The sequence below is a fragment of the Legionella sp. PATHC035 genome (assembly GCF_026191115.1).
In the GTDB taxonomy this organism is placed as follows: Bacteria; Pseudomonadota; Gammaproteobacteria; order Legionellales; family Legionellaceae; genus Legionella.
In genome coordinates, this window is sequence record NZ_JAPHOT010000001.1 from 1,092,326 (window position 1) to 1,114,797 (window position 22,472).

A 22,472-nucleotide genomic window follows, 5' to 3' on the forward strand; every position below is an offset into this window, starting at 1 on the left:
AGGGGGTAGAGGAAATCACTCCCTCCATATCTTCCTTAGCAATCACTTGGGGCTTTTCAGCCCCACCTATTTCGATTACATGGTTTTTGTGGGGGTTGCTGAAGCAGCGTCTTGATTTGGATCATATTTATAACAAATACTCGTGACGGCATTGCTCAAACTTAATACTGCCTTGCCCATGTTGACTATCGTCGGATTCGCAGTACAACCCGAAGTAATCCCTGCATAAACGGCACCCAAACTTGTAAAATTAAGTGCAGAATTTCCTATGCTGGTTAACGCGTTATCATTGCTGCTAAAAGTAACTACGTTAAGCGCAAACATTGCTATGTCAAAACCATTTTCCCAAGCAGTATCCGGGTCTGAGAATAAATTATAAGCAGCCATCATCAGAGCAAGCCCATTTGCTACTTGCATGGTTGCACGCCATTTATTTTCCGTATTAAAAAAACCGAACATTTTATTCTCCTTAATGCAGATAGTCTGTACGAACTTAAACATAGAGTTCTTAAAAATCAAGCACTTTATTATTCTATTTAAATAACGGCCATGAGAAATTACGCGTTGCATAGAAGATGAGCTAAGCATGTACAGCAAATGGCCCTTTTCGTCAGAATCCCGGCCGATCCTCTTTATGAGCCAATTCTACGTTCATAAAACGTGCTCTATTCGTCGCTGCTTTTCATGAAACAGGATATTCTTTAATGATATGGGCAATAAAATTCCCAGCAAAGCCTTGATAGCAAGCCCCAAACTTATAGGGATTGCTTTATTTATTTTCATAATCATATCGTGTCAAAACAATGCCATTGCAACAGAAAAAGTACACCCTATTTCAATAATAAGACTAAAGCCGCCCATCAAACAGTCTCTATCCGGCTAGGGTTGTCAGCATTCGTACCCAATGATCCACATTATCATTTAACGCTTGTACCGGTAAGCGCTCATCTCGGCCATGTGCACGTAAATCTTCAGGACTGATCACCCAAGTGCCATTGACGCCATAAACAGGAATCCCAACAATACGAAAGGGTCGCGCATCAGTTGCTCCTGTACTCATACTCGGAATGATCGGTGCATTAGGAAAACGAGCATGAATGGATTGGCTATAGGCACTAAGGACATCGTGTCGCAATGGAGAATCTAGAGAGGCCACATGCTCATCCAATCGAGTGACTACGATATTAGGATCAGCAACAATTTGTTCAAGCTCCTTCTTTATCGTATCAGGTGAAACACCGGGCATAAGGCGGCAATTTATAGTTGCTTGGGCTAGCTGTGGCAAAGCATTATTGGCGTGCCCAGCAAATAATCTGGTTGCAACACAACGAGTACGTGTTAGCCCTACCTCGCCAGGATCCGCTTCAATGATATCAGCTGCTTTGCCATCAGAGGGGTTTTTTAACCAGGCTCTCATGGCTTCGCCTAACGCATTCGCTTCTGATTTTTCTCTCGCCGCAAAATAAGCTCGTGTGGTTTCAGTCATCATCGGTTGAAAGCGATAAGCCTCCAAACGTTTTAAAGCATCAGCCAGTTGATAAATAGCATTATCGGCCCTGGGTTTCGAAGAATGTCCACCAGAATTGCGGACTGTGAACATGTAATCAGTGTATGTTTTTTCAGCAGTTTGAATCTTAAATCCAAGCGGATGATTATTGGTGTCAAATGCTCCACCACCAGCATCTGCATTTAATCCAAATTCGGCATTCAGCAAATCCTTCCATTCAGTGGCTCCTTTTTGTGCACCAACACCACCTGTTTCTTCATCTCCGGTAAAAAAGACGATGATATCGCGTTTATTTTGAAAACCCTGAGCCTTAAGCTTCATGATGGCAACTGTGGTTGCTACCAGACCGTCTTTCATATCAATTGTTCCACGGCCATAATAATAACCATCCTTTTTAACTAAAGTGAATGGATCCATCGACCAATCGTCTTTTTTTGCTTCAACAACATCCATATGCCCCATAACCATAATAGGTTTCTCAGAAGTAGGAATCGCGGCTCGCCAACGCACAATCAATGCTGCAGTTTGGTTGTAAGGCATAATATGGATGTCTTGATTAGGAATCCCTGCTGCACGAAATTGATCAGCAAAATATTGTGCTAACTCCGGTACATGATTCTGTCCGACTACAGTTGGAACCTTTACTGCGTGCTCCAGCATTTGCTCGGCTTTGGCATGCCAAGAATCAGTATCCGATTGACTGGACGCATACGAACTTGTGATGCACGATAAGGCAAATGTAACTCCCAAAAACTGGCGGGTAAAAATCTTCATAGCTCTCTCCATTAAAATATCCTCTGCCTTTATATAACTGCAGAGGATTACATGTAAACCCTCATAGTGAGCGTCGCAGGATTGCCGATACGGGAATGACTCGAGATATAAGAACAACTTGAATCTTAAAAAACTGGATTAAATTTTTTAAGAGGTAACACTGCAGACCAAAACTGATTCTTCTTCATGAAGTTCGTTTTTATTGGGTTCCTGCTTGAGGGATTGAGACTTTTCAGCAAATAACTTTGATAGTTCAATCATCAGTAAACGTACTGTACGCTTGTTGGGGTTCGAGTTGTTCTTTTTCTCTTGAATGATTTCCTGAACCTCTCCAGTAAACTGGCTTTTTATATGATTTTTAACAGGGGCATCCAGATTTGGAGTAGATTCGATTTGTCGTACTCCTTGCTCTACAGCACGTTGATATTCACCAGCTAATCGATCTACTTTAGCCTTCAGGACAACAGCATCGTCAATCATTTTTGCTGTCTCTGTTTTAAAAAAAGCAAAGTACTGGGCTAAAAAATTGCAAATTTTTACGAAGAATCCATCATGCAACTGAACAAATTCGTCCAAGGTTTGACTGTCTTGCCGAAGCCTGTTCATAAAAAGGGCATTTTGTTTTATGCGAGTCAGTAAATGACAACTGCCTTGTACCGCATCTTTCATCAAATCATTTGCTTTTTTTAATGCCTCAAGTTGCTCAAAACTTTCACTTGCTAACCATAGCCTTAGTGATACATCCCGATTAAAAAAACGATTGTTTATTGCAGCAATTTGACTCTCTTTCTTGTTCAACTTGTTTTGCAAATCCGACAAACATGCTTTTGCTAAAGCCTTAAGCTCCTTTTTGCACGCACCATCCAAGGTGGCCGGCAGAGTAGATCCAAGTGCTTCTTGCACTGCTTGCGGTGTCGTAGTTCGGTAAACAACAGTGAGCGGCGTAGCCATCCAGCTTATTCCCTGAATAGCCCCTGAAGATAAATTAGGCGACTCAAGAGAAGCCTTCAGCTGCGATATCCTGTCAAGAAGTTGTTGTTTGTACGAATCTTCTGTATTTTCTAAAAGGAACTGATATAACTTCTCATGTTCCGCGATAAGATCTAAAAAATCTTTTCTTCCAATAATTTTCTTATCATTTTCATCTAATGCTGTAATTAACTGAATCACTGTTTCTATTTTTTCATCAAGCTCGGCTTTTTTCTTTCGCGACTCCAAGATACTGAAAATTCCTGAAGAAACTTTTTCTATCTCTGCTTCAAGCTCAGTAAGACTCTTAAAAATAGTGTGAGTTAGTGGCTTTACCTCTGCTGGCAGTGTCCTGGGTGCTTGCGGTCCACGGCGTTGGTGTACGGCACCTGTTCTTGAGGGCTTGGCATGGATTGAAGGGCTGATACCCATTACTTGAAGATAACGTTGCTTCAAGAGCTCTTTAACCGGCTTTAAGGAATCGACCACATCGTCTTCTTTTACTGCCTGCTCTGGATGATTTAAGCGCTCCATCTTTTCTTCTATTTGGCGCAAAAAAAAGTCTGTTTTAGAATCGATTAGACTTAAGTCAAAAATACTTGAAATCAAAGGTCTCATGATCCAACTAATATGCGCGATTGCTACTTTGATGAGCTGACCTAACAGATATGCAGAAAACATAAATGCTTTATAGTGATTTTTATCTGTAAAAGGCTGGGTTTCTAAACTGAGTAATTTTTCAATATTTTTGATTAAAGTAAAAACATTTTCTGTGGTTATATTTGTCCATTTTTCATACAAAGCCGCCACAATCACACTGGCATCAGAAAGTAATTTTCTCTCTTTACTTGCTGTTTCAGGTAGTTGATCTACGGCTTCATCAATAAATAATTTGACAAAAGCAATGAGCCCCTCACGAAACATTTTGTGTTGATTAAACTCATGGTATTTTTTCTCTGCATTGGTTTTGATCACTTCGAGATCATCTACTGAACTCACATAGTCGCTAATCAGCATTGCAGAGTCGAGGATGTTTTGCTCATTATCGCTTTGGCTTACACGCCATTTTTTAAAACGTTCTCTTTTACTTTGCATAGCGCCTTAATGGATTCGTTAAATGGCTTTTAACTTCATTCTACAAAAACAGCGATTAAAATAAAACCATAATCTTAATCAATTGCCCCTCAAAAGAACAATCCGAAACAAATGGATGAGAACACAGAAGTGAATGCAAGTCCTTTTAAAATCAGCTATTCTAAGTTCATACGCCTAAGGAGAAACAAATATGCCATCAAAAAAAGGAATCTATCTCTTTACTCTAATTGGTTTACTCCTTGGATTGGCTCTTGATGGGTTAATTCGAAATGAAGTTACCAAAATATTTGATTATGCGCTAATTGTTCTCTTTCCTCTGCTGTATGCATTGGCTTACAACAACAAAAATTGCATACGCTTGGTTGCAAGCAGCTTCTTAATCGCCTTATTCTTGTCTTTGCCCTTACTCCCGATGGAAGCGCGTCTTACCTCTTTTCCTCTGGAGCATTGGTTTACATTCTTATGCGCCTTTCCTCTCTTTGTTTATGTAGGCCATTCATTTCACTATGCATACCATCATGACAATACCTGGCGCATCAGCTACAACAGTTTATTTGCTGCGGTATGGAATACTATTCTTTTACTCTTTGTTGCTTCGGTGTTTTCTGCCTTAGCGAATGTGCTTATCTTATTGGGCGCTTTTATATTCAGAACTGTAGGAAGTGATTACTTATGGAATTTGTACTCCGATAATCTACATTTTCGGTTGATTTCCCATGTTACCTTGTTTTTTATCGGATTAGGAGTTGGACAACAAAACATCCAAATCATTTACAATTTGCGCTTTTTATTGTTAAGAATGATGTATTATCTATTCCCTTTTCTAGCCTTAATCAGTATCGTGTACTTTGTTCTTTATTTGGGCCATTCGGTAAATGGCGGTGAAGAATACATCGACCCCCTCGCGATTTTAATCCCTCTCATATCTTTGGGGATTATATTTTTCAATGCATATTTCCAGGATGGAAGCGTGGAATCAGGAGCCCCTACATGGCTGAAATTCGTATTACGTGTTTATCGTATTATTTTATTTCTTTTGGTTTTAATAATGATTCATAAAATTTTCCAATCTTATTCCTTGGATGTTAATGTGGTCATTTGTCTTATCATGGTAGTCTTATTCAGCCTCACTTATGCAATTACCGCCTGGCTTCCTGAAAGCAGAGAACAAAAATGGATACGAATAGGAAATATTTGTTCTGCATTGTTTTTCATAATAGTGCTCTTTCTTTTTAATCTTCCGTATATGCCCATAGTATTTCAGGTAGGTACCCAACCCACTATATTGTCGCTAACCTCTCAGTAAGAGCCCTCCTTAAATAGAGTTGCATGTCCCTTCAGGGGCATGCGTGCCTCTTGGCGAACAGTTCGATTTTAAACCAGAAGCGCCAAATACAGTCGTTCAGTGAATCGGTGCAAGAATACTTACTCCATATCAGGGGTCGGTCTAACATTTCCTAAACGGGTATTTTCCTCAACTACCTGATTAACAAATGTATTTCCATAACCGATCCAACTCCCTTTTTTAATGGTTGTTCCTGGGCCAATCGCGGTGGACATACCGATAAAAACATTATCTTCAATGACGACAGGAGCGAGAAAAAGTAAGTTGCCTACATCAGAGTGACAACAAATTGACACTCCACCACCAAGAGTGACATTTTTTCCTATGGTAATTAAAGGACAATCAACAAAATCGATGTCAAAAGAATTGACTATTTGAAAGGAAACCTTGGCACCCAGTGCTCGCCAGTAACAAAACTTCACCACGTTGAAGGTTTGCAGTAAAGGGGTCAGCCCAATTACTTTAGCGGAACGAGTCAGTGCAAAATGACAAAACCAAGCAAACGTCATTCGATTCATTTCCCGTTTATAGCGGCCTGGTTTTAAATGAGGCAAACACAGTCTAATCGCTGCAATAATCAGAATAAACGAGGCAAATAAAACAAAGGGAGCCAAAGGAAGAACAAACCACGTATGTACATAGCCATGATAAATAAATAAACCGGTTATGCTAAAGGCAGCTACACCAGGCATCAAACTGAATAAGATGGATACTAAGTCAATAAGAATCAGCATGGATGGTGATAATTCGGTCTTTCCGGGCGCTTTTTTTGCCTTGGTTTTATTTTTTTCAGTCATAACATGGGTTCCTTTTATAATAGCCGAGAAGAATACCCCCTGGGGTTGCAGCCATAAAATTAAGAATCTCCCCTCTTTCATTTTATGAGATAAGGGGATGGGTGAAAGTTCATTTATACCCTCATCCGCCCTGACGGGCACCTTCTCCCTATGGGGAGAAGGGAAACTCTTCAACTTAATGGCGCTGGGCTCAGGGAAAGAGTCACTTTTACATTATCATAGCAAGTAACCTACTTATTTTTCGTTAATAACTTGCTGAGAAATTAACTTAGGTTTTGTCTGTGCATGATTATCCGCCAATAATTCATCTCTCGACAATTGCAATAAAACCATAGGTAATACTTCTTTAGTCATCACACTATGTGCATAGGACTCATTGATTTGCATTAAGCGTTCGTGCATACGCGCTAATAACGCATCGGATATTTGAATCGCATCGTCAGCGACAAAAACAATTCTATTTCCGACACGATTACGTGCAAAATACCAATGCGGTTCGATTTCAAAAGAAATATCGCTCAGCATGTTCTGCAATTCAGAACCTGAGACAGAACAACTTTCCAACTTTATCATTTGGGTTTTATAACAAAAGTCAAGTCTTGGTGCTTTATGTAAGAAACCAGTACATTTCACTACATCTTTTAACTGATAACGAACAAAGCCCATTGCTGTAGTTAAGAATATTTCATATTTTTTACCCTGCTCTAACTCCCAAGATTGCAACAGATTTTCTCTCTTAATACTCTTGCCCTCTTCAATAAACTCAACGATATGGGCACCAGGATGCAAAAAACCACCTGGTTGGTCGTCTATAGGCACAGTAAGCCATCCTTCAGTGGCAGAAAAAGTACCGTCAACCAGGCCAACTCCTGGTCCTAACAATTTTTGCAATTGATGCGCGGGATATTCACAAAGACCGGAAATCCAGCATCCAACAATACTTAATGAGGGCCAAAACTCTTTGAAGGAACGGGGCTCCTGTTGCAGCAACTGCTGTAAATAGCGTTGACGTTTTCTTGTAATTTGAATCGGAGGCAAAAAATCGGGAACCGGTTTTTCCCCTAATAAATAGGGTAAAAAATATTTAAAATCGTTACGACAACGATTGAAAAAAGCATCAATAACCATAGGCGTTACTGCAAATAGTGCGCTGAGATCCGTTGCTAAAGCATATAAGGCAGACCATTGTTCATAGACTTCAGTATTATCGAATACCTCATCGGGCAACGCATAAAAGCGTTTAATAAAAGAAGGTAAATGACGATAGTTAAAATTGCTAATCCAACCAGAAGGAGTGCCCGCTGGAGAGGTTTTATGCGAATCGACTGCGGCCAAATACACTATTTTTTCTTTGAACAAACCAGGAACGCGTTGAGTCAAGGTATAAATATAAGGGGGCATCGTACGCTGAAACTGCGTCTGGAATGATGCTGTGATTGGAAAAAACTTTCGTGTGCCTGAAGTTCCCGAAGTCTCTGACCAAAAAATCAATTGCTCTCCATTAAAAGGCTGAATATGACCGTGTTGAGCAGCCAAAAGCGCTGACTCATACTCTTCATAATTTGTAATTGGAAAATCATCGAGACTTAAAGTTTGGCTATTTTGTAACAGAGCCTGCCAATAGGAGGATTTTTTTAATAAAGGAACGATTTCTTGATTCCATAAACGTTCACGACAACGTTCAGGATATTGGGTATCCTTAATAAAAGCCTGATATTTTTTTCGGGTAATTGCTGCAATAAGTATTCTTTTCCAATTCATTCCTATTACTGGCCAAAATGAATGCGATGCGAAATGATACCCTCAAAAATTCAAGTTGGCGAGGCACTTTTCCAGGTTAGGCGGGTATTGTTATCGGAATCAGCGAAAATAATTTATGTTGCTCGTAAAATTTCGATAAACTGCCCGCCATAGATTCTTGCAATCGGTTATCAATACTTGAGGATGAATTTAATTTGTTAAGAATTAATTGAATTGCTAGCTGAATCCAGTCTATGCCCAGTAATTCTTTAGCCATCAATTCCTGATTAAAATGCCAAAAGTGAAGGCAACAACTTGCTGCAAAAATCCAGCAGTATTGTTCTGCTAAGCGAAATGCTGCCAAGCTGCGGGGGTCAAATTGTTTTTGTTCATGCAAAGAAACAATGTCGCGATCGAGTCGAGTAAGCTCAGCACGAATTGCATGAATCAGGGGATTGATGGGTTCCGATTTTAATACGGATAAACCTGCTAAAATATCGTCTTCTGCATGCGTAAAAAGGCTTAGGCGAGCTAGAGAAAATTCGGAGCAAACATCATTAAGACTAAAAATAGACTCCAGCTGGTGTAACTGACTTGGAAGGCAACTTCCCCTCATCCTTGCTTGTGGTAATAAACTTCCGGCAATCACCGATAAATTAACTTGACTACTCCCATCAAATAAACCAATTACTGAGATATCCCGTCTGATTTTCTGAAACATGGCCCACTCGGTTGTACGCAAATAAGCCCGAGCTCCCATTACTATGCTGCATTCCTCGACAATTTCTTCCGTTATTTTAGGAATGAGAAATTTAATAATAGCCGACCAAAAAGAGAGTTGTTGAGGCCTTACCGAGCATGCACGAGCCACAGCTAAAGCGGTGCAATCGGCAATGAGTAATTGCGTAAACTGTTCACCTAGCCGTTGTTTTACCGCCGGAATTTCATAGGCAGCCTTACCATATATTAGCCTTTGCAGGCTAAAAGACAGTGCCAACCGTAATGCGGTATCTGCAGCGCCTACAGAAAAAGAAGCACATAAGGTTCGTGAAACCTGCAATGTTTTATAGATAATTTCTAGCCCGCGTTGTTTATTACCAACTAATGCATCTTGGGGCAAAAAAACCTGTTCTAAAGAAAAACCACTAATATCCAACCCTCTCACCCCATGCGTGGGAAGCTTAGGGGTTGGCATGAAACCGGATGGTATTTTGGATTTATTCAGAAAAAAAACCGAGAAGCCTAGAGGCCCTCCCCGTTCATGAGTTCGACAAAGAAGGGTAATATTTTCCCCCTGAGTAGCAAAATTAATGCACCATTTCCTTCCGGATAATTCCCACCCGTTCAGAGAAGGTTGGGCTTCGACCTCATTTGCCATAATATCCGAACCATGTTCTTCCTCAGTCAACGCACATGCCGTAATTTCACCACGTCGAAAAGATGCCGCCAGCTCTTTTTTCTGTTGCTCATTTCCTGCTATCCAAAGGGGTAAAGCACCAAGGAATGGCAATCCTAGGGCTATGCCTGTAGTTAAATCGCGTCTACATATTGATTTAACTAAAAAATATCCCACATCAAGCGAATTAAACTTCCCACCAAGAGACTGAGGAATGAGATAATCCATAAAACCCCATTGCTGAATCTGCTTGATTTGCTTCCAGGCAAGCTGCTCCTGCTCATCGTAGTGTAAGCTTTCTTCAAAATTGATCGGGCTATCTTGGTGTTCAGGATTGCCTAAATAGCTCTCAAACGAATGAATTAATTGCAGTAAATCGTGGTAAGAAGACATGATGATCCTTACTAAATTGTAGCGCGTGATACCCTAGCCCCTGCCCCTCTCCCGAAACGGGAGAGGGGATTTTCACGCTTCCCTTCGCCCCTGTGGGGAGAGGGTGCCCGCCAGGGCGGATGAGGGGTTCCATTTATCTGTTATTGCTCAAAAAAAGCAAGCGCTTTCTACACAATAGAATGTCGTGCAATGGGCAGCTCATCGATCTTGCGATATAAGAATTCCAAATGTTGTGCCAAACGACTACGTATTTGTTCGGGAGTAATCAGTTCATCAATCAAACCCGATACATAGGCATCCTTTAACGAAGGATCGAGGTGCAGCCCATCCGTTTCACTCGGTTGTATTTCGGCAGAGGCTTGTCCATCCGTACTTTGTACTTTTTTTGTGGTCTCTTTACCCATAACGCCAAGAGTTGCAGTTTCTAGAGCCAAGACCAGATCACCTTGTTGCGATGCGGTTTGCATCATGAGAAAAGCAGCTGCCCCATAGCATTTACGAACAATCACACTCATTCTAGGCACCCGAGTTTGCATGGCCGCACATAATCTGGCTCCATGTTGCAATAAGCCCTTTTGCTCTTCACGTTTTCCCGGCATAAAACCTGGCACATCAATTAAAGTAAGTATAGGAATTCGATAAGCATCGCAGATGCGGATAAATTTAGCTGCCTTTTGTGCGGCATCAGAATCAATTGCACCACTAAAACGAATGCTTTGATTGGCAACAATCCCTACCGCATACCCATGGATACGTACAAAAGCACAAATCATGGCTTGTCCATACATGCTTTTGTATTGCCATACTTCTGAACCATCCACAATTGCCTGAACCAAATCGAGCATATTAAACGGCACTCGGGGATCAGTTGGGATATTGGGCAACGCATGCATGGGTTCTAGGACTGCATGTCTTGGGGGGCTTTCTCCATGATGTGATGGAAAAAAGTGGAGCATGTTTTTTACCTGCTTTATTTGTGCGGTGATGCTGTCATCCACAAAATCCGCGATGCCAGTAGTACTGGCATGCATAGCAGTACCACCCAGTTCCCCCATACTGACTTTTTCACCGATTGCCTGTTGAACAACCATAGGACTGGTAACCATTAAATAGCTACGATGCTTATTAAAAAAAAGCAAATCCATCAACACAGCAGAATAAGCCGGTGCACCTAAGGTTGGAGCAACAAGGACTGCAAACTGTGGAACAATACCCGATAAAATAATATTGCGTGCAATAATTTGAGTGTACTCATCACCACTTAACAAATTCTCTTCCAAAGAAATGCCAGGGGAAGCTAAAAAAGCGATAATAGGGATGCGTAAGTCTTTGGCTCTATCCATAAGGCGTATAATCTTTTTCGCACCTTGGCTAGTAATATATCCTCGATTCACTGAATGATTATGAGCATATATGGCAACAGGCTTATGGTTTACTTTAGCTAAACCGGTGATCACTTCAGCCCCAAATTGTAAGTGGACTTGATCATTAGGGGCATAATCGGCAAGCAATGGAAGAAAACTATGCTCATCAATGAGACTTTCTATCCATTTCATCGTGGTTTTATCAACAGACGATGAGGGCATATTTCACTCAGCTATAAGTTAAATTTGTGCAAAATAATACACTTCGTAATTAATAGGGTCAAATTATCTAAAAAAACGGTTATAATGAGTCGCATTAAATTCTTACAGGTACTCTATGGAAATTCTGTCCCCCAATATCCGTTTTGATATTACCGCAGCATCGCGTGTTCTGCCAAATTCTCCTCCAGTCACTAATCTGGATATTTTAAAAAACTTCCCAAGAACCTCGAGCCACTCATCGTCTTTTTTAGAAAAATTTGCTGAAAAAATTGGGGAGGAGTTTGGTTTTTATTCTCGTTATTGGTGCCATAAACCTTGGGAGTCTCTAGACAAATCCAGAGCGTTGACTGCTGAATCATTAGCCACTGAAGCAGTACAAAAACTGTTGGCACAGTTCACCCCCCCCAAAAAAATAGATGCTTTTTTGTTGGGGTCGACCACCAATAAACGATTTACGGGCTCACAAGCTGCAGCTGTTCTCGGAAGCTTGGGAGTAGATGCCCCTGCTTATGATTTAAAAACGGGTTGCTCCACTTCCTTATCAACACTTCATCTTGCCTATGCTTTAATGGCTTTAGGGTATGGTAATATCCTGGTGAGTTGTGCCGAGACATTATCCAAAGTAATCGACCCTGAAAATGAAAAAACCTGGATAGGTTTGGCTGATGGTGCTGCTGCCTTGTTTATGGAAAAAAAGGAAACTGGTGCCTTTACCGTTGAAAAAACTTTTTTTTCTACGGAGGGAAAATACGTTGAAGCATTTACTACCCAGGGTGTTTTTCCGCCAACCCAAGAGCAAATCGATACCATAGGTTATCATCTAATTGGCGATGAATCCCTGATGAAAGAACTCGCCTATGTTAAGTACAAGCAGATGTTGGCCCATTTACTTCCTACAGAAGAGGATAGAGAAGCGATCACCTGGATCATCCCTCATCAAGTGAATCGCAAACTCATCACCCAACTTCTAGAGGAAAATCAAATTATCAATAAATCCATAATTTGGGATTCCGATACGATTGGTAATCTTGGTGGTGCATCAGTACTTTATTCTTTAGCAAGAGCGGTCGAGGAACAGATTTTTGACCGCCCAGGAAAAATACTCATGATGAGTGTTGGAGGCGGACTGTCCTACGCAGCGCAGATTCTCCAATTTCATAAGCCATGAGGTTTTCCGCGATGAATAAAGAGATTTTTAATTCTATCTCACTAGTGGATGCAATTCAGAACCGAGCTCTTCATACTCCGCAAAATGTGAGCTGTACTTTTGTAAATAGAGATTTAGAAGAAAAAATAACCTATGCTGAGCTGGACGAGCGAGCAAAAGCCATAGCCGCACGCTTACACGCTCAAGGAGCAAAACCAGGGGACAGAATCTTATTATTATTTTCCCCTGGTTTGCCGCTGATTCAAGCTTTTTTTGGTTGTCTTTACGCAGGCTGTATTGCGGTACCCATTTATCCCCCTGCGCAAGCAAAATTATTAGATAAGGCACATCGCATCATTCACAATGCAAAGCCGGTATGTGTTATGATGACGGCAGATCATTTAGTAAAATTTGCTGCAGTGGATAAACACGGAAAACCCCATTTGGATGACGTTCCCTGTCTCGCCTTAGATACCATAGAATTACAAATGAGTGTGCTGTGGCAGCCACCGCTGATTCGAAAAAATGACATTGCTTTTCTGCAGTACACCTCAGGCTCAACGATGCATCCTAAAGGAGTGATTATTACTCATGGCAATTTGTTGGATAACATTCACAAAATCTACCATGCTTTTCGGTTAAATGAAGAAACCATCTCCCTCAGCTGGCTCCCACCCCATCATGATATGGGATTAATAGGGTATATTTTGACTCCTCTTTATGCAGGGGTTCCAACTTATCTGATGTCCCCTTTTTCTTTTTTACAAAATCCGCTCTCCTGGTTACAAAACATTAGCAAATTTAGAGTAACCATTAGCGGCAGTCCTAATTTTGCTTACGATTATTGTGTGAAACGCATTAAAGAAGAAAAAAAAGAGGGTTTGGATTTAAGTTGCTGGACCATTGCCTCTAATGGTGCTGAACCCATTCGAAAAGAAACTTTAGAACATTTTTATCATGCCTTTAAGGATTATGGGTTTCGCAAAGAAACCTTCTATCCTTGTTATGGATTGGCTGAAGCAACTTTATTAGTAACCGGTCATGTCTCAGGAACGCCCTATCGCACAGTCACCCTAGCCAAAGAGCAGTATCAGGATCATCGTGTCCATTTTGCTGAAGAAGAAAATCCACATAGCCACAGCCTAGTCAGTTGCGGCCAATTGCTGCAGACAGTAAAAATTGTTGATCCAGAAACACGCACTCTCTGTGATAAGGATCAAATCGGGGAAATTTGGGTACAAAGCGCCAGTGTTGCTCAAGGATATTGGCAACAAGAAGAAGAGACCCTCCACGCATTTCAAGGCAAAATTCATGATGATCCCAGTAATCAAGTATATTTAAGAACGGGGGATTTAGGTTTTGTACATGAAGAGGAGCTTTATGTAACTGGCCGCATCAAGGATTTGATTATCCTCTATGGAAAAAATCATTATCCACAGGACATAGAATACTCCATCTTGCATGCACCAGTGCATGTATCTCTTGGTAAATGTGCTGCTTTTGTCATGCAAACTGGACATGAATACGAACTGACCGTCATGTGTGAGGTAAAAAATCGTTTTATGACACCTGAGGAACAAGAAACCTTGTTTCATACCATTTTTGAATTGGTTTATCAGAGTCATCAACTCGAAGTTCATCACATTGTTCTTATTCCACTTAAGGCAATGCCGCAAACTACCAGTGGTAAAATTCGTCGAAATTTCTGTCGCAAACACTTATTGGATAGTACACTGCCTATCATCTCTAGCTGGCGATTGAATAAGGTTGAGGGTTAATATATGCAATTTTTGGCTCAAGATTCTCCAAATAAAGTTGCGCTAAGTTTTGAGAAGCACCGTTTAAGTTTTGCGGAACTAGAAACAGCAATCAAGACCATGTCCTTACAATTTGACAAACTTCCACCTGGAATACTGATTTTACAAGCAACGCCTCACCCCCTATTTGTGATTCAATTATTAGCTGCCTTAACTATCGGAAAACCCGTAGCACTTTTCCCCCCTCAAGAATTAGAAGCGCAAAAACGAGCTATTTTAAGCACGAGCATGACCGTTAACGAACATGGGGAACTTTTAGAAATACAGGAAAACAACCGCATCAAACATCATCCTGATTTAGCGTTAGTACTCTTTACTTCAGGGAGTACAGGACAAATGAAAGCAGTACAACTTTCTCTAAAAAATATCAGCGCCAATTGTCGAGCAGTTATAAGCGCCCTTGAGTTTTCTCAAGTTGAGGATCAATTGTTATTTTTACCTTTGTCCTATTCTTTTGGCTTGTTAGGCCAATTACTCCCAGGGTTAATTGCGGGTATAACGACTGAATTGATCTCCCAATTTACTGACATCAAAACAGTGTTAGAAAGCGGTAAAGTCCCCGAAATGTGGAGCGGTGTCCCCTCTCATTGGGTTGCGATGAGTAAAATGGCTGCATTGTTTCCGGAAAGTGCTGCGAAAATAAAAGCTGTTGTCTCTGCGGGAGCCCCTTTGAGCATTTCATTGCGGGACAACTTAATTCATACTTTTCCCAAAGCAATAATTTACAATAATTACGGGTTAACAGAAGCCGCCCCTCGCGTACTGACTTATTCCAGCAAAGACTCTTTATTTCTCGAAGATTTTGCCGGTTACCCTATTGGTGATTGGCAATTACGTTTGTCAGAAGACAATGAATTACTCATCAAAGGCAGTCAATTGATGTTAGGGTATCTGGGGGAAGAACACCCATCCCTAATCGAAGAGGACTGGTTTTCTACTGGGGATTTAGCCGAGCAATTACCTTCGGGTTTAATCGCAATCAAAGGACGCAGAGATCAGATCGTGAATATAGCAGGTGAAAAGGTCAATTTAATTGAGATCGAACATAAAATTTGTCAAATTAATGGGATTAAAGAAGTAATTGTCTTACCTTTAGCTGATGAATTGTATGGTATCCGCTTACTTGCCTGTATGGAACAAGGTTGTTTTGCCCCCAATATCACAGAGCAAATGCTTGCCGAACAATTAAAACAACAATTTTTACCCCGAAAGCTTCCGATTAGCGTGCAATTACTCGAAAAATTGCCCCGTAATCAACACGGAAAATTGGATAGAAAAAACCTACTTTTAAGTCAGAAGGATAAAATCCATGCTCACTGAACGCATTCGCAATACGTTGGTAAAGATTGGGCTTACCCATCTTCCCCAAGATACATCCGCCTCATTGGAACAAGGCGGTCTGGATAGTTTAATGTTGGCCCTGCTTATTATCGAGTTGGAGCGTGAGTTTAAACTAAAAATCCCGGTAATGCCTTTAGTAAAAGATCATTATGTATCGATAGACAGTATTGAAAGACACCTACTTGAATTGGGGGCAGAATGAATCTCTTGCTTACAGGAGGCTCCTCAGATATTGCCCAGGCTATAGCCAAAAGAAGGCTGCAATTGGGAGACCGCATCATCATCACTTGTTCCACTAAAGAAAGCCTGGATAGGACATTGGAACACTACAAACAGCAGGAGATGCAGGTAAGCGGCTTGGTATACAATTTTTCCAATCCTGAACACAGTAAAGAAGATCTGCAGCATCTGCTGCAAGAACCTTTAGATGGTGTCATCCTGAACGCCTTTACCCGTGTAAACCAACTCCGTAAATTACATGCTTTATCCTATCCTGCGTTACGTACTTATATTGATGATAATCTGCATGGCAATATTTGGCTGATTCATCAGTTATTACCCGCTTTTGTAGCCCATAAATTTGGTCGATTGATTCTGATTTCCAGCCTTTCGGCAATTACAGGAACCAGTCGTTATGGCGCTTATTGCGCAACCAAAGCCGCATTAGAGGGATTGTTTTTAAACCTGGCCGTTGATTACAGCGCCAACAATATTTTATCCAACATTGTACGTGTTGGTCTGATTAAGACATCAAGAACCGAAGCATTTTGGCAGCGACCTGCTTATCAAGAAAAAATGGCCCAAATTATTCCGCAAGGCATGATGGGAGAACCCGCTCAAGTGGCAGAGGCAATGGATCCCTTATTATCCCGCACCTCATTTATGACAGGCTCTGTAATTACAGTCAGTGGGGGCTTGCCTTTAATGCGTTCCGAAGGAGTATTGTCTTGATGAACCACCACAGTGTGTATGCTTTAAGAGAACACTCCAGTACTGTCATCCCGAGTGCAGCACGCAATGACGGGATCCGGCTATGCTGCGCTAGACTTTTTAGTGAACTGGGCATGAGGTTATTATGAATTTATTACACGCTGAAAAAAATATCTACCTTAAAGGTCCATTCGCTGCATTGCCAGAAAAGATTATGAGCAATCAGGAGGTGCTTCAATGGATGAATAGCACACAAAACCCCGCACTAGTCAGTTTCTCAACAGGGATTCGCAACAGACGTTGGGTCAGTGACGATCAGGCCTGTAGCGATTTGGCGGTATTGGCTGCAGAGAAGCTATTTGCGACGAAGCCCGCAGAAAAAAATAAGATCAACCAAATTATCTTAGCTACGATTTCAGGAGACTATCTCGCACCACCGACCAGCCCGCTCGTGCAACACCGGCTTGGATTAACCAATACCGGTGCTTTTGATATTGGCGCAGCCTGTGCAGGCTTTGTAGTTGGTTTACATACTAGTGCCGCGATTGCTCAAGCGAGCAGGGGATCCGTTTTATTAATCGCCAGTGAAGTTCGTTCCAAATTTTTAAATAAAAATAATTTTGCTACGGGAGTTCTCTTTGGCGATGGTGCCGCCGCTTGTGTGGTGTGCACCGATAAAGAAGATGCAGAATTCCGTTTTATAGCTTCTGCGTTATTTGCCGATGGAGAAGTGAGCGATACCGTATCCACGCCTGCTGGAGGATCAAGACTACCTGCCGCACAGTGTACAAACCCTGAACTTTTTTATATTACGATCAAAGAAAATACCGCATTATTTGTCAAAGCAGTACACGGAATGGTTGATGGGGCTGAAGAATTTCTCAAGGCATTAAATCTGACTACAGCTGATATTCAATGGCTTGTACCACATCAGGGTAATAAAAATTTAGTTTTATCGGTTGCCAAACAATTAGGTTTTCCTGAAGAGCGTATTGTCAAAACCGTGGAAGAAACCGGCAATACATCCGGTTCAAGTGTAGGTATTGCTTTGGATTACCTGCGCGAACATGCAGAGATTAAGGCAAAAGATAAAGTATTGTTAGTTGCTGCGGGTGGAGGAGGCATCGCCGCTTGCGCCCTTTTAGAGGTGATTTAATGTAGCCCTGGGTGAGGCGGAACCGGAACCCAGGCTACTATTGTATTAAAATTTAAACTTCGAACTAAACCAAAATTCAGCCAAAGGCGTGCCCTTATAATGTGCTAAATGGAAATGGAAAAACTCTTGTGCGGCCTTCAGCTTATTGCTTTGTGCTAAACAAATAAAATAGGTCTGGGCAATGATTTCTGATTGCGCATCGCTGCCACCGATTTCCGTGCGTCTTGCAATACAAGGTGTCATCAACTCACAGGCTGTTTGAAAATCGTTGTTTACAAAAGCATGAATGCCTTTGCATAAGGGCAAGATCACAGAGAGCCAAAGCGTTTGATTATATCCCTTCGCCAGCGTTTTAGCATAGGTTTCAATTGATGATAGAGATTTCTGCACTGCATCTTCCTGACCTAAACGAGAAAGACAATAGATGTAATGAACTGTATTAAAACCGGTATAGTGCATCAATGGATTTTCATTCAGATATAAGGCAATAACATTAAATCGATCCAGATGCGGTAATCCTGCCATATCCAAACGCCATAATAGTGAAATGGCATCGATTTGCTCGGTTATAATTTCTGGGGAAAGACCAAAAATTACAGGATATAGATCCATCACCTTCTCTTCTTGATGTAATGCAATGTAGAATAACGCTAAATGCCAACTGTTGTGCCCACGAAGAAGGGATGAAATTTCGTCCCAACTCCCTCGAAACGTTTCCAAAGCGGTAATTCCTTTGGCAACATTATTTGTGTTCAGATAGGTGTGTGCCAAGGTATGATGAGCCCAAGGCGTAATGGGCTCCATGGCCAGCGCATGCTCAGCCAATTGTTGGGCTTCTCTCACATGTCCCGACAACTCCGCAGCAAAAGAATGCATGGCTATAAAATGAGATTCATCCTGATTATGTGCTGCAATTCGTTCACAGAAGGCTAAATAGTGATGACTGTTATAAGCTTGTCCTGCGCAATAAAATAACCATTCAGCAAATTTTGCCGCCAACGTATCACGGGGATATAAAGCCGTTAGACTGGCTAAAATGGTTAAAGCACTTTCATACTCCAAATTCATCCAAGCTTTAACCGCTTGATAGGTTAATTTTTCTCTTAAATTTACTGTAGGTAATAATTTTTCAGCATGTAATAAATGCTCTTTTGCCAAGGATGTAGCTGCATCAGTTTGGCCATAAAGATAAAAAGCAGCAGCATAGACTTGAAGGAGCAAATTATCAGGATGATTTTTAACAGCATCTAAAATAAAATGAGGCTCCTTCCCTGCACCTAAGATTTGATGATGAAAGTGATTAATACTTTCAATAACTTGCAACGATCCTGTTGTCACGGCTAAACCACGATTCGTTTCCATAGTGTTCCTAAAGTCTTCCTCCTTCTTTTTATTATATATGTCTTTAACAAAAACGGAGAGAAAATAAACACCTCAGAAAAATAAACTCAAGAGTGGATTTGATTGCATCAATTAAGGCCATCAGATAAGCTAGCTGCCCAAATAAAGAGGGATAAAATAACGATGAAGAGTCAAAAAGAATTATTCGAATTTTTATGTGAATTGATTGATATTCAAATAAAAAAATATGTCGCCTTACCCAAAATAGGTATAGGCCCAGATGCACGCCTCAATGGGCAACTTGTTTTTGAAGAAGTGAATGAGTTGTTAGGGTTTGCTGAACAATTGATGGCTGAGATGGAAAGCAAATCGGTTTCTTCCGAACTCTTCTCCTCAATTTTTGAGCAAGTTAAATTTTATCTTGAACAAGAGCATTTAAGAGGATATGCGGGTTGGCTTCTTGATGAAAACAATATTCATACACCACTGATGGCACGAGTAAATGAGCAAATTAGACGGTTAAATGGAATCGCTAGTTCAGCAAATATCCCATGTTTTTCCTCATCAAGACCCATAACAGAAACACAGAAACAGACCGAATATGATAGTGTTGCCATTGCTTTTTACATTTTGGACCTCGCTATAAAAATCGCTGAAAATCCTGGGATGGAATTAGATGATAAGAGTCTAAAGCATGCGCTCCCAATATTAAAACGTAATGCGACCACCCGATATTGCAAAGAGGAATTTGCACACCCAATTCGGGAATTGCATAAAAAATGCCGTAGCTTTTTGCAGCAATCTGATTCTCAAAAAAGCAATACTCTGCTCGACAAAGCAGATGCCAACGCATATGAAAAAAAACACAGAGAGCAATGGAGTAATTTACTTAAGCGCTATAAAAAAATTGCGCCAGATTCTTTATTATTCGCTCCCGAACATGAGTGGTATAAAATTGGTAAATTAGCCGATGAAAAAACAAAACCAAAATCAACCTATTCTACTCAAAATCTTACATTATTTGGCGGAGTCACTTTAGGTGTAGTACTTGTTTGCATGTTGATTTCATATTTTATGAAACAACAGAATGAAGAAAACCTCTTCAATTCAACTTTGAACCCCTAAAAGTAGCCTGGGTTAGGCGCAGCCGTAACCCAGGTTAACAATAGCTTATCTGTGAAAAATAAAATTGCAAAATCCCTATGATCGGCGACATTCAAAAATACACTAATTACGCCTGGGTAAAATCAAATAAATCCTTATAAGTATGAAAATTCATGGCATCTTCCTCAGTCACGGTTAGATTATAATCTTCACTGAGAATGGCCAATAACTCAACGATTTTCAAAGAGTCTAAATGCAGGTCTTCGATCAGTACCGTATCCTCATGAATTTCCTCTTCTTTTGCCCCTGATAACCTGGATATAATTTTTTTTAATTCACTGTCACTGATTTTCATACAACACCTATTAATTATCTTTTGAGGCTAAATAATACCACGAAGCGAAAGAACATAACCCTAAAATAAGCAATATTATCGCTAAAGAGAATTGGCCATACCATTGACCCAAGGCAATAATACCTGTAGATAACGCCGAGCTTAAATCTTGCATACAGGCGTATAAAGCTCCAACTGTACCGGCCATATGAGGAAATGGATGAAAAGCGCCAGCAAATGCATTGATAAAAGTAAACCCAACACCCATGCTAAATAATGCTACGGGAATCATGATAGAAAGCACATTTTGGAATCCTAACATAGCAAGGGACAGCATGGTAAAACCACCGATGATCATGAATACAATTCCTAAAAATACCATATAGGAGACCCCTTTGCTCATCACCAATTGGCTATTGATTATCCCACTCACACAAATAGCGCCAGCAATAAAAATGGTTAATTGCCCGAATTCTATAGGACTAAGTCCTAGTACATCCTGAAAAAGAAAGGGTGCAATCGCCAGATAACCAATTAAGCCTGCCGACGCAAGACAAGCGCACAATGCATAACCTACAAAGACTTTAGATTTTAATAAGGTAAAATAATTCGCACGCATTACTTTAAATTGAGTTGCATCAGGATTAAGGTTTTTATTGGTTTCTGGAAGAAAGAACAGAGCCAAAATCCATATGGCGATACCGAAGACTAATAAGAATAAAAAATTCATTCGCCATCCAAAATGCTCCTGGATGTATCCACCTAGAACAGGAGAGGCAACCATAATAAATACACTGACGATGCCTACATAAGATCCAATCTTGGATAACACTCTGTCAGTAAAAAGGTCGCGCACTAAAGATCGGCCCACTGAACCGCAACATCCAATACCAAATCCTTGAATAAAGCGGCCAACAATCAATACTAAAACTGAAGGGGCAACAAAACAGATTAAACTACCTAAAATGCTTAAACCAACACCAAACATCAGTGGCGGTTTACGACCAATTTTATCCGATAAAGGACCATAAAATACGTGGGAGATACTCAGGCCCAACATGAAAAGAGATAACGTTAATTGAATCGATGCCTCATTGCTGTTAAAAATCTTAGTAATTGCAGGCAATGAAGGAACATATTGATCCGTAGTCATCTGCATTAATACCATGAGCATTAAAACAACAAAAACCAATAAAGGTTGAAGTGAAACCTGCTGAACATCATTTTTTTTGTGCATCAAAAAACCCTTTTAACCTCTTATTAACAGCCCCTTCCACATAAACTCATGCCCTAATCACACCATACATAGTCCCAATATAATCAAACAACAAATAAAACCGACAAACCACACCGCTGATCTCAATGAAGCCTTATCCATTAAATAAAAAAAACAATAAATAACTCGGGAAATTATATAAATAATCGCCAAAACCTGAATTGAAATACCTAAATGTTTAGTAGCCATCGCAGTTAATGCAGCAGTTGCAAATACAAGCAACGATTCAAAACTGTTTTGATGTGCGGCAACAGCTCGCGCTCCCATTCCCTGCAATCTTGCCTGTTGTGCTCTTGGATAATGATTGTCGTATCGGCCTTCTTTTTGCATAAAATAAGCAACAACCATCTTGAGAAGATAGGGTAATAGTATTGCAATCAACAAACACAGTATCAAAGTAGTCATAATGGGCAAATTTCCTCAA

19 protein-coding genes are annotated in these 22,472 nt (G+C 40.6%); 8 read left to right on the forward strand and 11 right to left on the reverse strand.

Features of this window, described 5'->3' with window-relative positions; all coding sequences use genetic code 11:
- Positions 1 to 75: 75 nt before the first annotated feature.
- The 3 genes from OQJ13_RS04900 to OQJ13_RS04910 form a co-directional block, all read right to left on the reverse strand.
- Positions 76 to 459: a hypothetical protein gene (locus tag OQJ13_RS04900; RefSeq protein WP_265709578.1), complete on the reverse strand. Its 384-nt coding sequence runs from the start codon at positions 457 to 459 to the stop codon at positions 76 to 78.
- A 412-nt stretch (positions 460 to 871) separates the two neighbouring features.
- Positions 872 to 2,281, reverse strand: coding sequence for a M20/M25/M40 family metallo-hydrolase (locus OQJ13_RS04905; protein ID WP_265709579.1), 1,410 nt, complete (start codon positions 2,279 to 2,281; stop codon positions 872 to 874).
- A 147-nt stretch (positions 2,282 to 2,428) separates the two neighbouring features.
- Positions 2,429 to 4,345 (reverse strand): hypothetical protein, encoded by a 1,917-nt coding sequence (locus OQJ13_RS04910; RefSeq protein WP_265709580.1) that lies wholly within the window; start codon positions 4,343 to 4,345, stop codon positions 2,429 to 2,431.
- 190 nt (positions 4,346 to 4,535) lie between these two features.
- Between OQJ13_RS04910 and OQJ13_RS04915 the strand changes: the two genes are divergently transcribed.
- Positions 4,536 to 5,651, forward strand: a complete 1,116-nt coding sequence (locus OQJ13_RS04915; protein ID WP_265709582.1) for a hypothetical protein — start codon at positions 4,536 to 4,538, stop codon at positions 5,649 to 5,651.
- Positions 5,652 to 5,770: 119 nt separating this feature from the next.
- Here the strand turns inward: OQJ13_RS04915 and OQJ13_RS04920 are convergent, their stop codons facing one another.
- The 4 genes from OQJ13_RS04920 to OQJ13_RS04935 all read right to left on the reverse strand — a co-directional run bounded on the left by OQJ13_RS04920 (position 5,771) and on the right by OQJ13_RS04935 (position 11,602).
- On the reverse strand, positions 5,771 to 6,487 hold the full coding sequence (locus OQJ13_RS04920) for a hypothetical protein (protein WP_265709584.1): 717 nt from the start codon (positions 6,485 to 6,487) through the stop codon (positions 5,771 to 5,773).
- A 234-nt stretch (positions 6,488 to 6,721) separates the two neighbouring features.
- A complete protein-coding gene (locus OQJ13_RS04925; protein WP_265709585.1) occupies positions 6,722 to 8,248 on the reverse strand; it encodes a GH3 family domain-containing protein in 1,527 nt (508 codons plus the stop codon).
- Positions 8,249 to 8,324: 76 nt separating this feature from the next.
- Positions 8,325 to 10,016, reverse strand: coding sequence for an acyl-CoA dehydrogenase (locus OQJ13_RS04930; protein WP_265709586.1), 1,692 nt, complete (start codon positions 10,014 to 10,016; stop codon positions 8,325 to 8,327).
- A gap of 167 nt (positions 10,017 to 10,183) precedes the next feature.
- Complete coding sequence (locus OQJ13_RS04935) at positions 10,184 to 11,602, reverse strand: acyl-CoA carboxylase subunit beta (protein WP_265709587.1); 1,419 nt, start codon at positions 11,600 to 11,602, stop codon at positions 10,184 to 10,186.
- 115 nt (positions 11,603 to 11,717) lie between these two features.
- On the opposite strand from OQJ13_RS04935, the gene OQJ13_RS04940 reads away from it, so the two are divergent.
- The 6 genes from OQJ13_RS04940 to OQJ13_RS04965 all read left to right on the forward strand — a co-directional run bounded on the left by OQJ13_RS04940 (position 11,718) and on the right by OQJ13_RS04965 (position 17,993).
- The gene (locus OQJ13_RS04940; RefSeq protein WP_265709589.1) at positions 11,718 to 12,770 is read left to right on the forward strand and encodes a 3-oxoacyl-ACP synthase III family protein; all 1,053 of its coding nucleotides are present in this window, start codon (positions 11,718 to 11,720) and stop codon (positions 12,768 to 12,770) included.
- Between the two features lie 11 nt (positions 12,771 to 12,781).
- A complete protein-coding gene (locus OQJ13_RS04945; RefSeq protein WP_265709590.1) occupies positions 12,782 to 14,527 on the forward strand; it encodes a fatty acyl-AMP ligase in 1,746 nt (581 codons plus the stop codon).
- A gap of 3 nt (positions 14,528 to 14,530) precedes the next feature.
- On the forward strand, positions 14,531 to 15,886 hold the full coding sequence (locus OQJ13_RS04950) for a class I adenylate-forming enzyme family protein (RefSeq protein ID WP_265709591.1): 1,356 nt from the start codon (positions 14,531 to 14,533) through the stop codon (positions 15,884 to 15,886).
- Positions 15,876 to 16,109 carry an acyl carrier protein gene (locus tag OQJ13_RS04955; protein WP_265709592.1) on the forward strand — a complete coding sequence of 78 codons (234 nt, stop codon included), beginning with the start codon at positions 15,876 to 15,878 and terminating at the stop codon, positions 16,107 to 16,109. Before OQJ13_RS04950 ends, OQJ13_RS04955 begins: the two co-directional genes overlap by 11 nt.
- Entirely contained in the window at positions 16,106 to 16,858 is a 753-nt protein-coding gene (locus OQJ13_RS04960) for an SDR family NAD(P)-dependent oxidoreductase (RefSeq protein WP_265709594.1), read from the forward strand. Before OQJ13_RS04955 ends, OQJ13_RS04960 begins: the two co-directional genes overlap by 4 nt.
- A gap of 124 nt (positions 16,859 to 16,982) precedes the next feature.
- A complete protein-coding gene (locus tag OQJ13_RS04965) occupies positions 16,983 to 17,993 on the forward strand; it encodes a 3-oxoacyl-ACP synthase III family protein (protein ID WP_265709595.1) in 1,011 nt (336 codons plus the stop codon).
- A gap of 45 nt (positions 17,994 to 18,038) precedes the next feature.
- Here OQJ13_RS04965 and OQJ13_RS04970 read toward each other — a convergent pair whose 3' ends face one another.
- A complete protein-coding gene (locus OQJ13_RS04970) occupies positions 18,039 to 19,355 on the reverse strand; it encodes a tetratricopeptide repeat protein (RefSeq protein WP_265709597.1) in 1,317 nt (438 codons plus the stop codon).
- Between the two features lie 162 nt (positions 19,356 to 19,517).
- On the opposite strand from OQJ13_RS04970, the gene OQJ13_RS04975 reads away from it, so the two are divergent.
- Positions 19,518 to 20,459: a hypothetical protein gene (locus OQJ13_RS04975; protein ID WP_265709599.1), complete on the forward strand. Its 942-nt coding sequence runs from the start codon at positions 19,518 to 19,520 to the stop codon at positions 20,457 to 20,459.
- 106 nt (positions 20,460 to 20,565) lie between these two features.
- On the opposite strand, the gene OQJ13_RS04980 is transcribed toward OQJ13_RS04975, so the two are convergent.
- The 3 genes from OQJ13_RS04980 to OQJ13_RS04990 are packed head-to-tail and all read right to left on the reverse strand — an operon-like array spanning position 20,566 to position 22,453.
- Complete coding sequence (locus OQJ13_RS04980) at positions 20,566 to 20,793, reverse strand: acyl carrier protein (RefSeq protein ID WP_265709601.1); 228 nt, start codon at positions 20,791 to 20,793, stop codon at positions 20,566 to 20,568.
- Between the two features lie 10 nt (positions 20,794 to 20,803).
- Entirely contained in the window at positions 20,804 to 22,009 is a 1,206-nt protein-coding gene (locus tag OQJ13_RS04985; RefSeq protein WP_265709603.1) for a multidrug effflux MFS transporter, read from the reverse strand.
- A 57-nt stretch (positions 22,010 to 22,066) separates the two neighbouring features.
- On the reverse strand, positions 22,067 to 22,453 hold the full coding sequence (locus OQJ13_RS04990; protein ID WP_265709605.1) for an MAPEG family protein: 387 nt from the start codon (positions 22,451 to 22,453) through the stop codon (positions 22,067 to 22,069).
- Positions 22,454 to 22,472 lie beyond the last annotated feature (19 nt).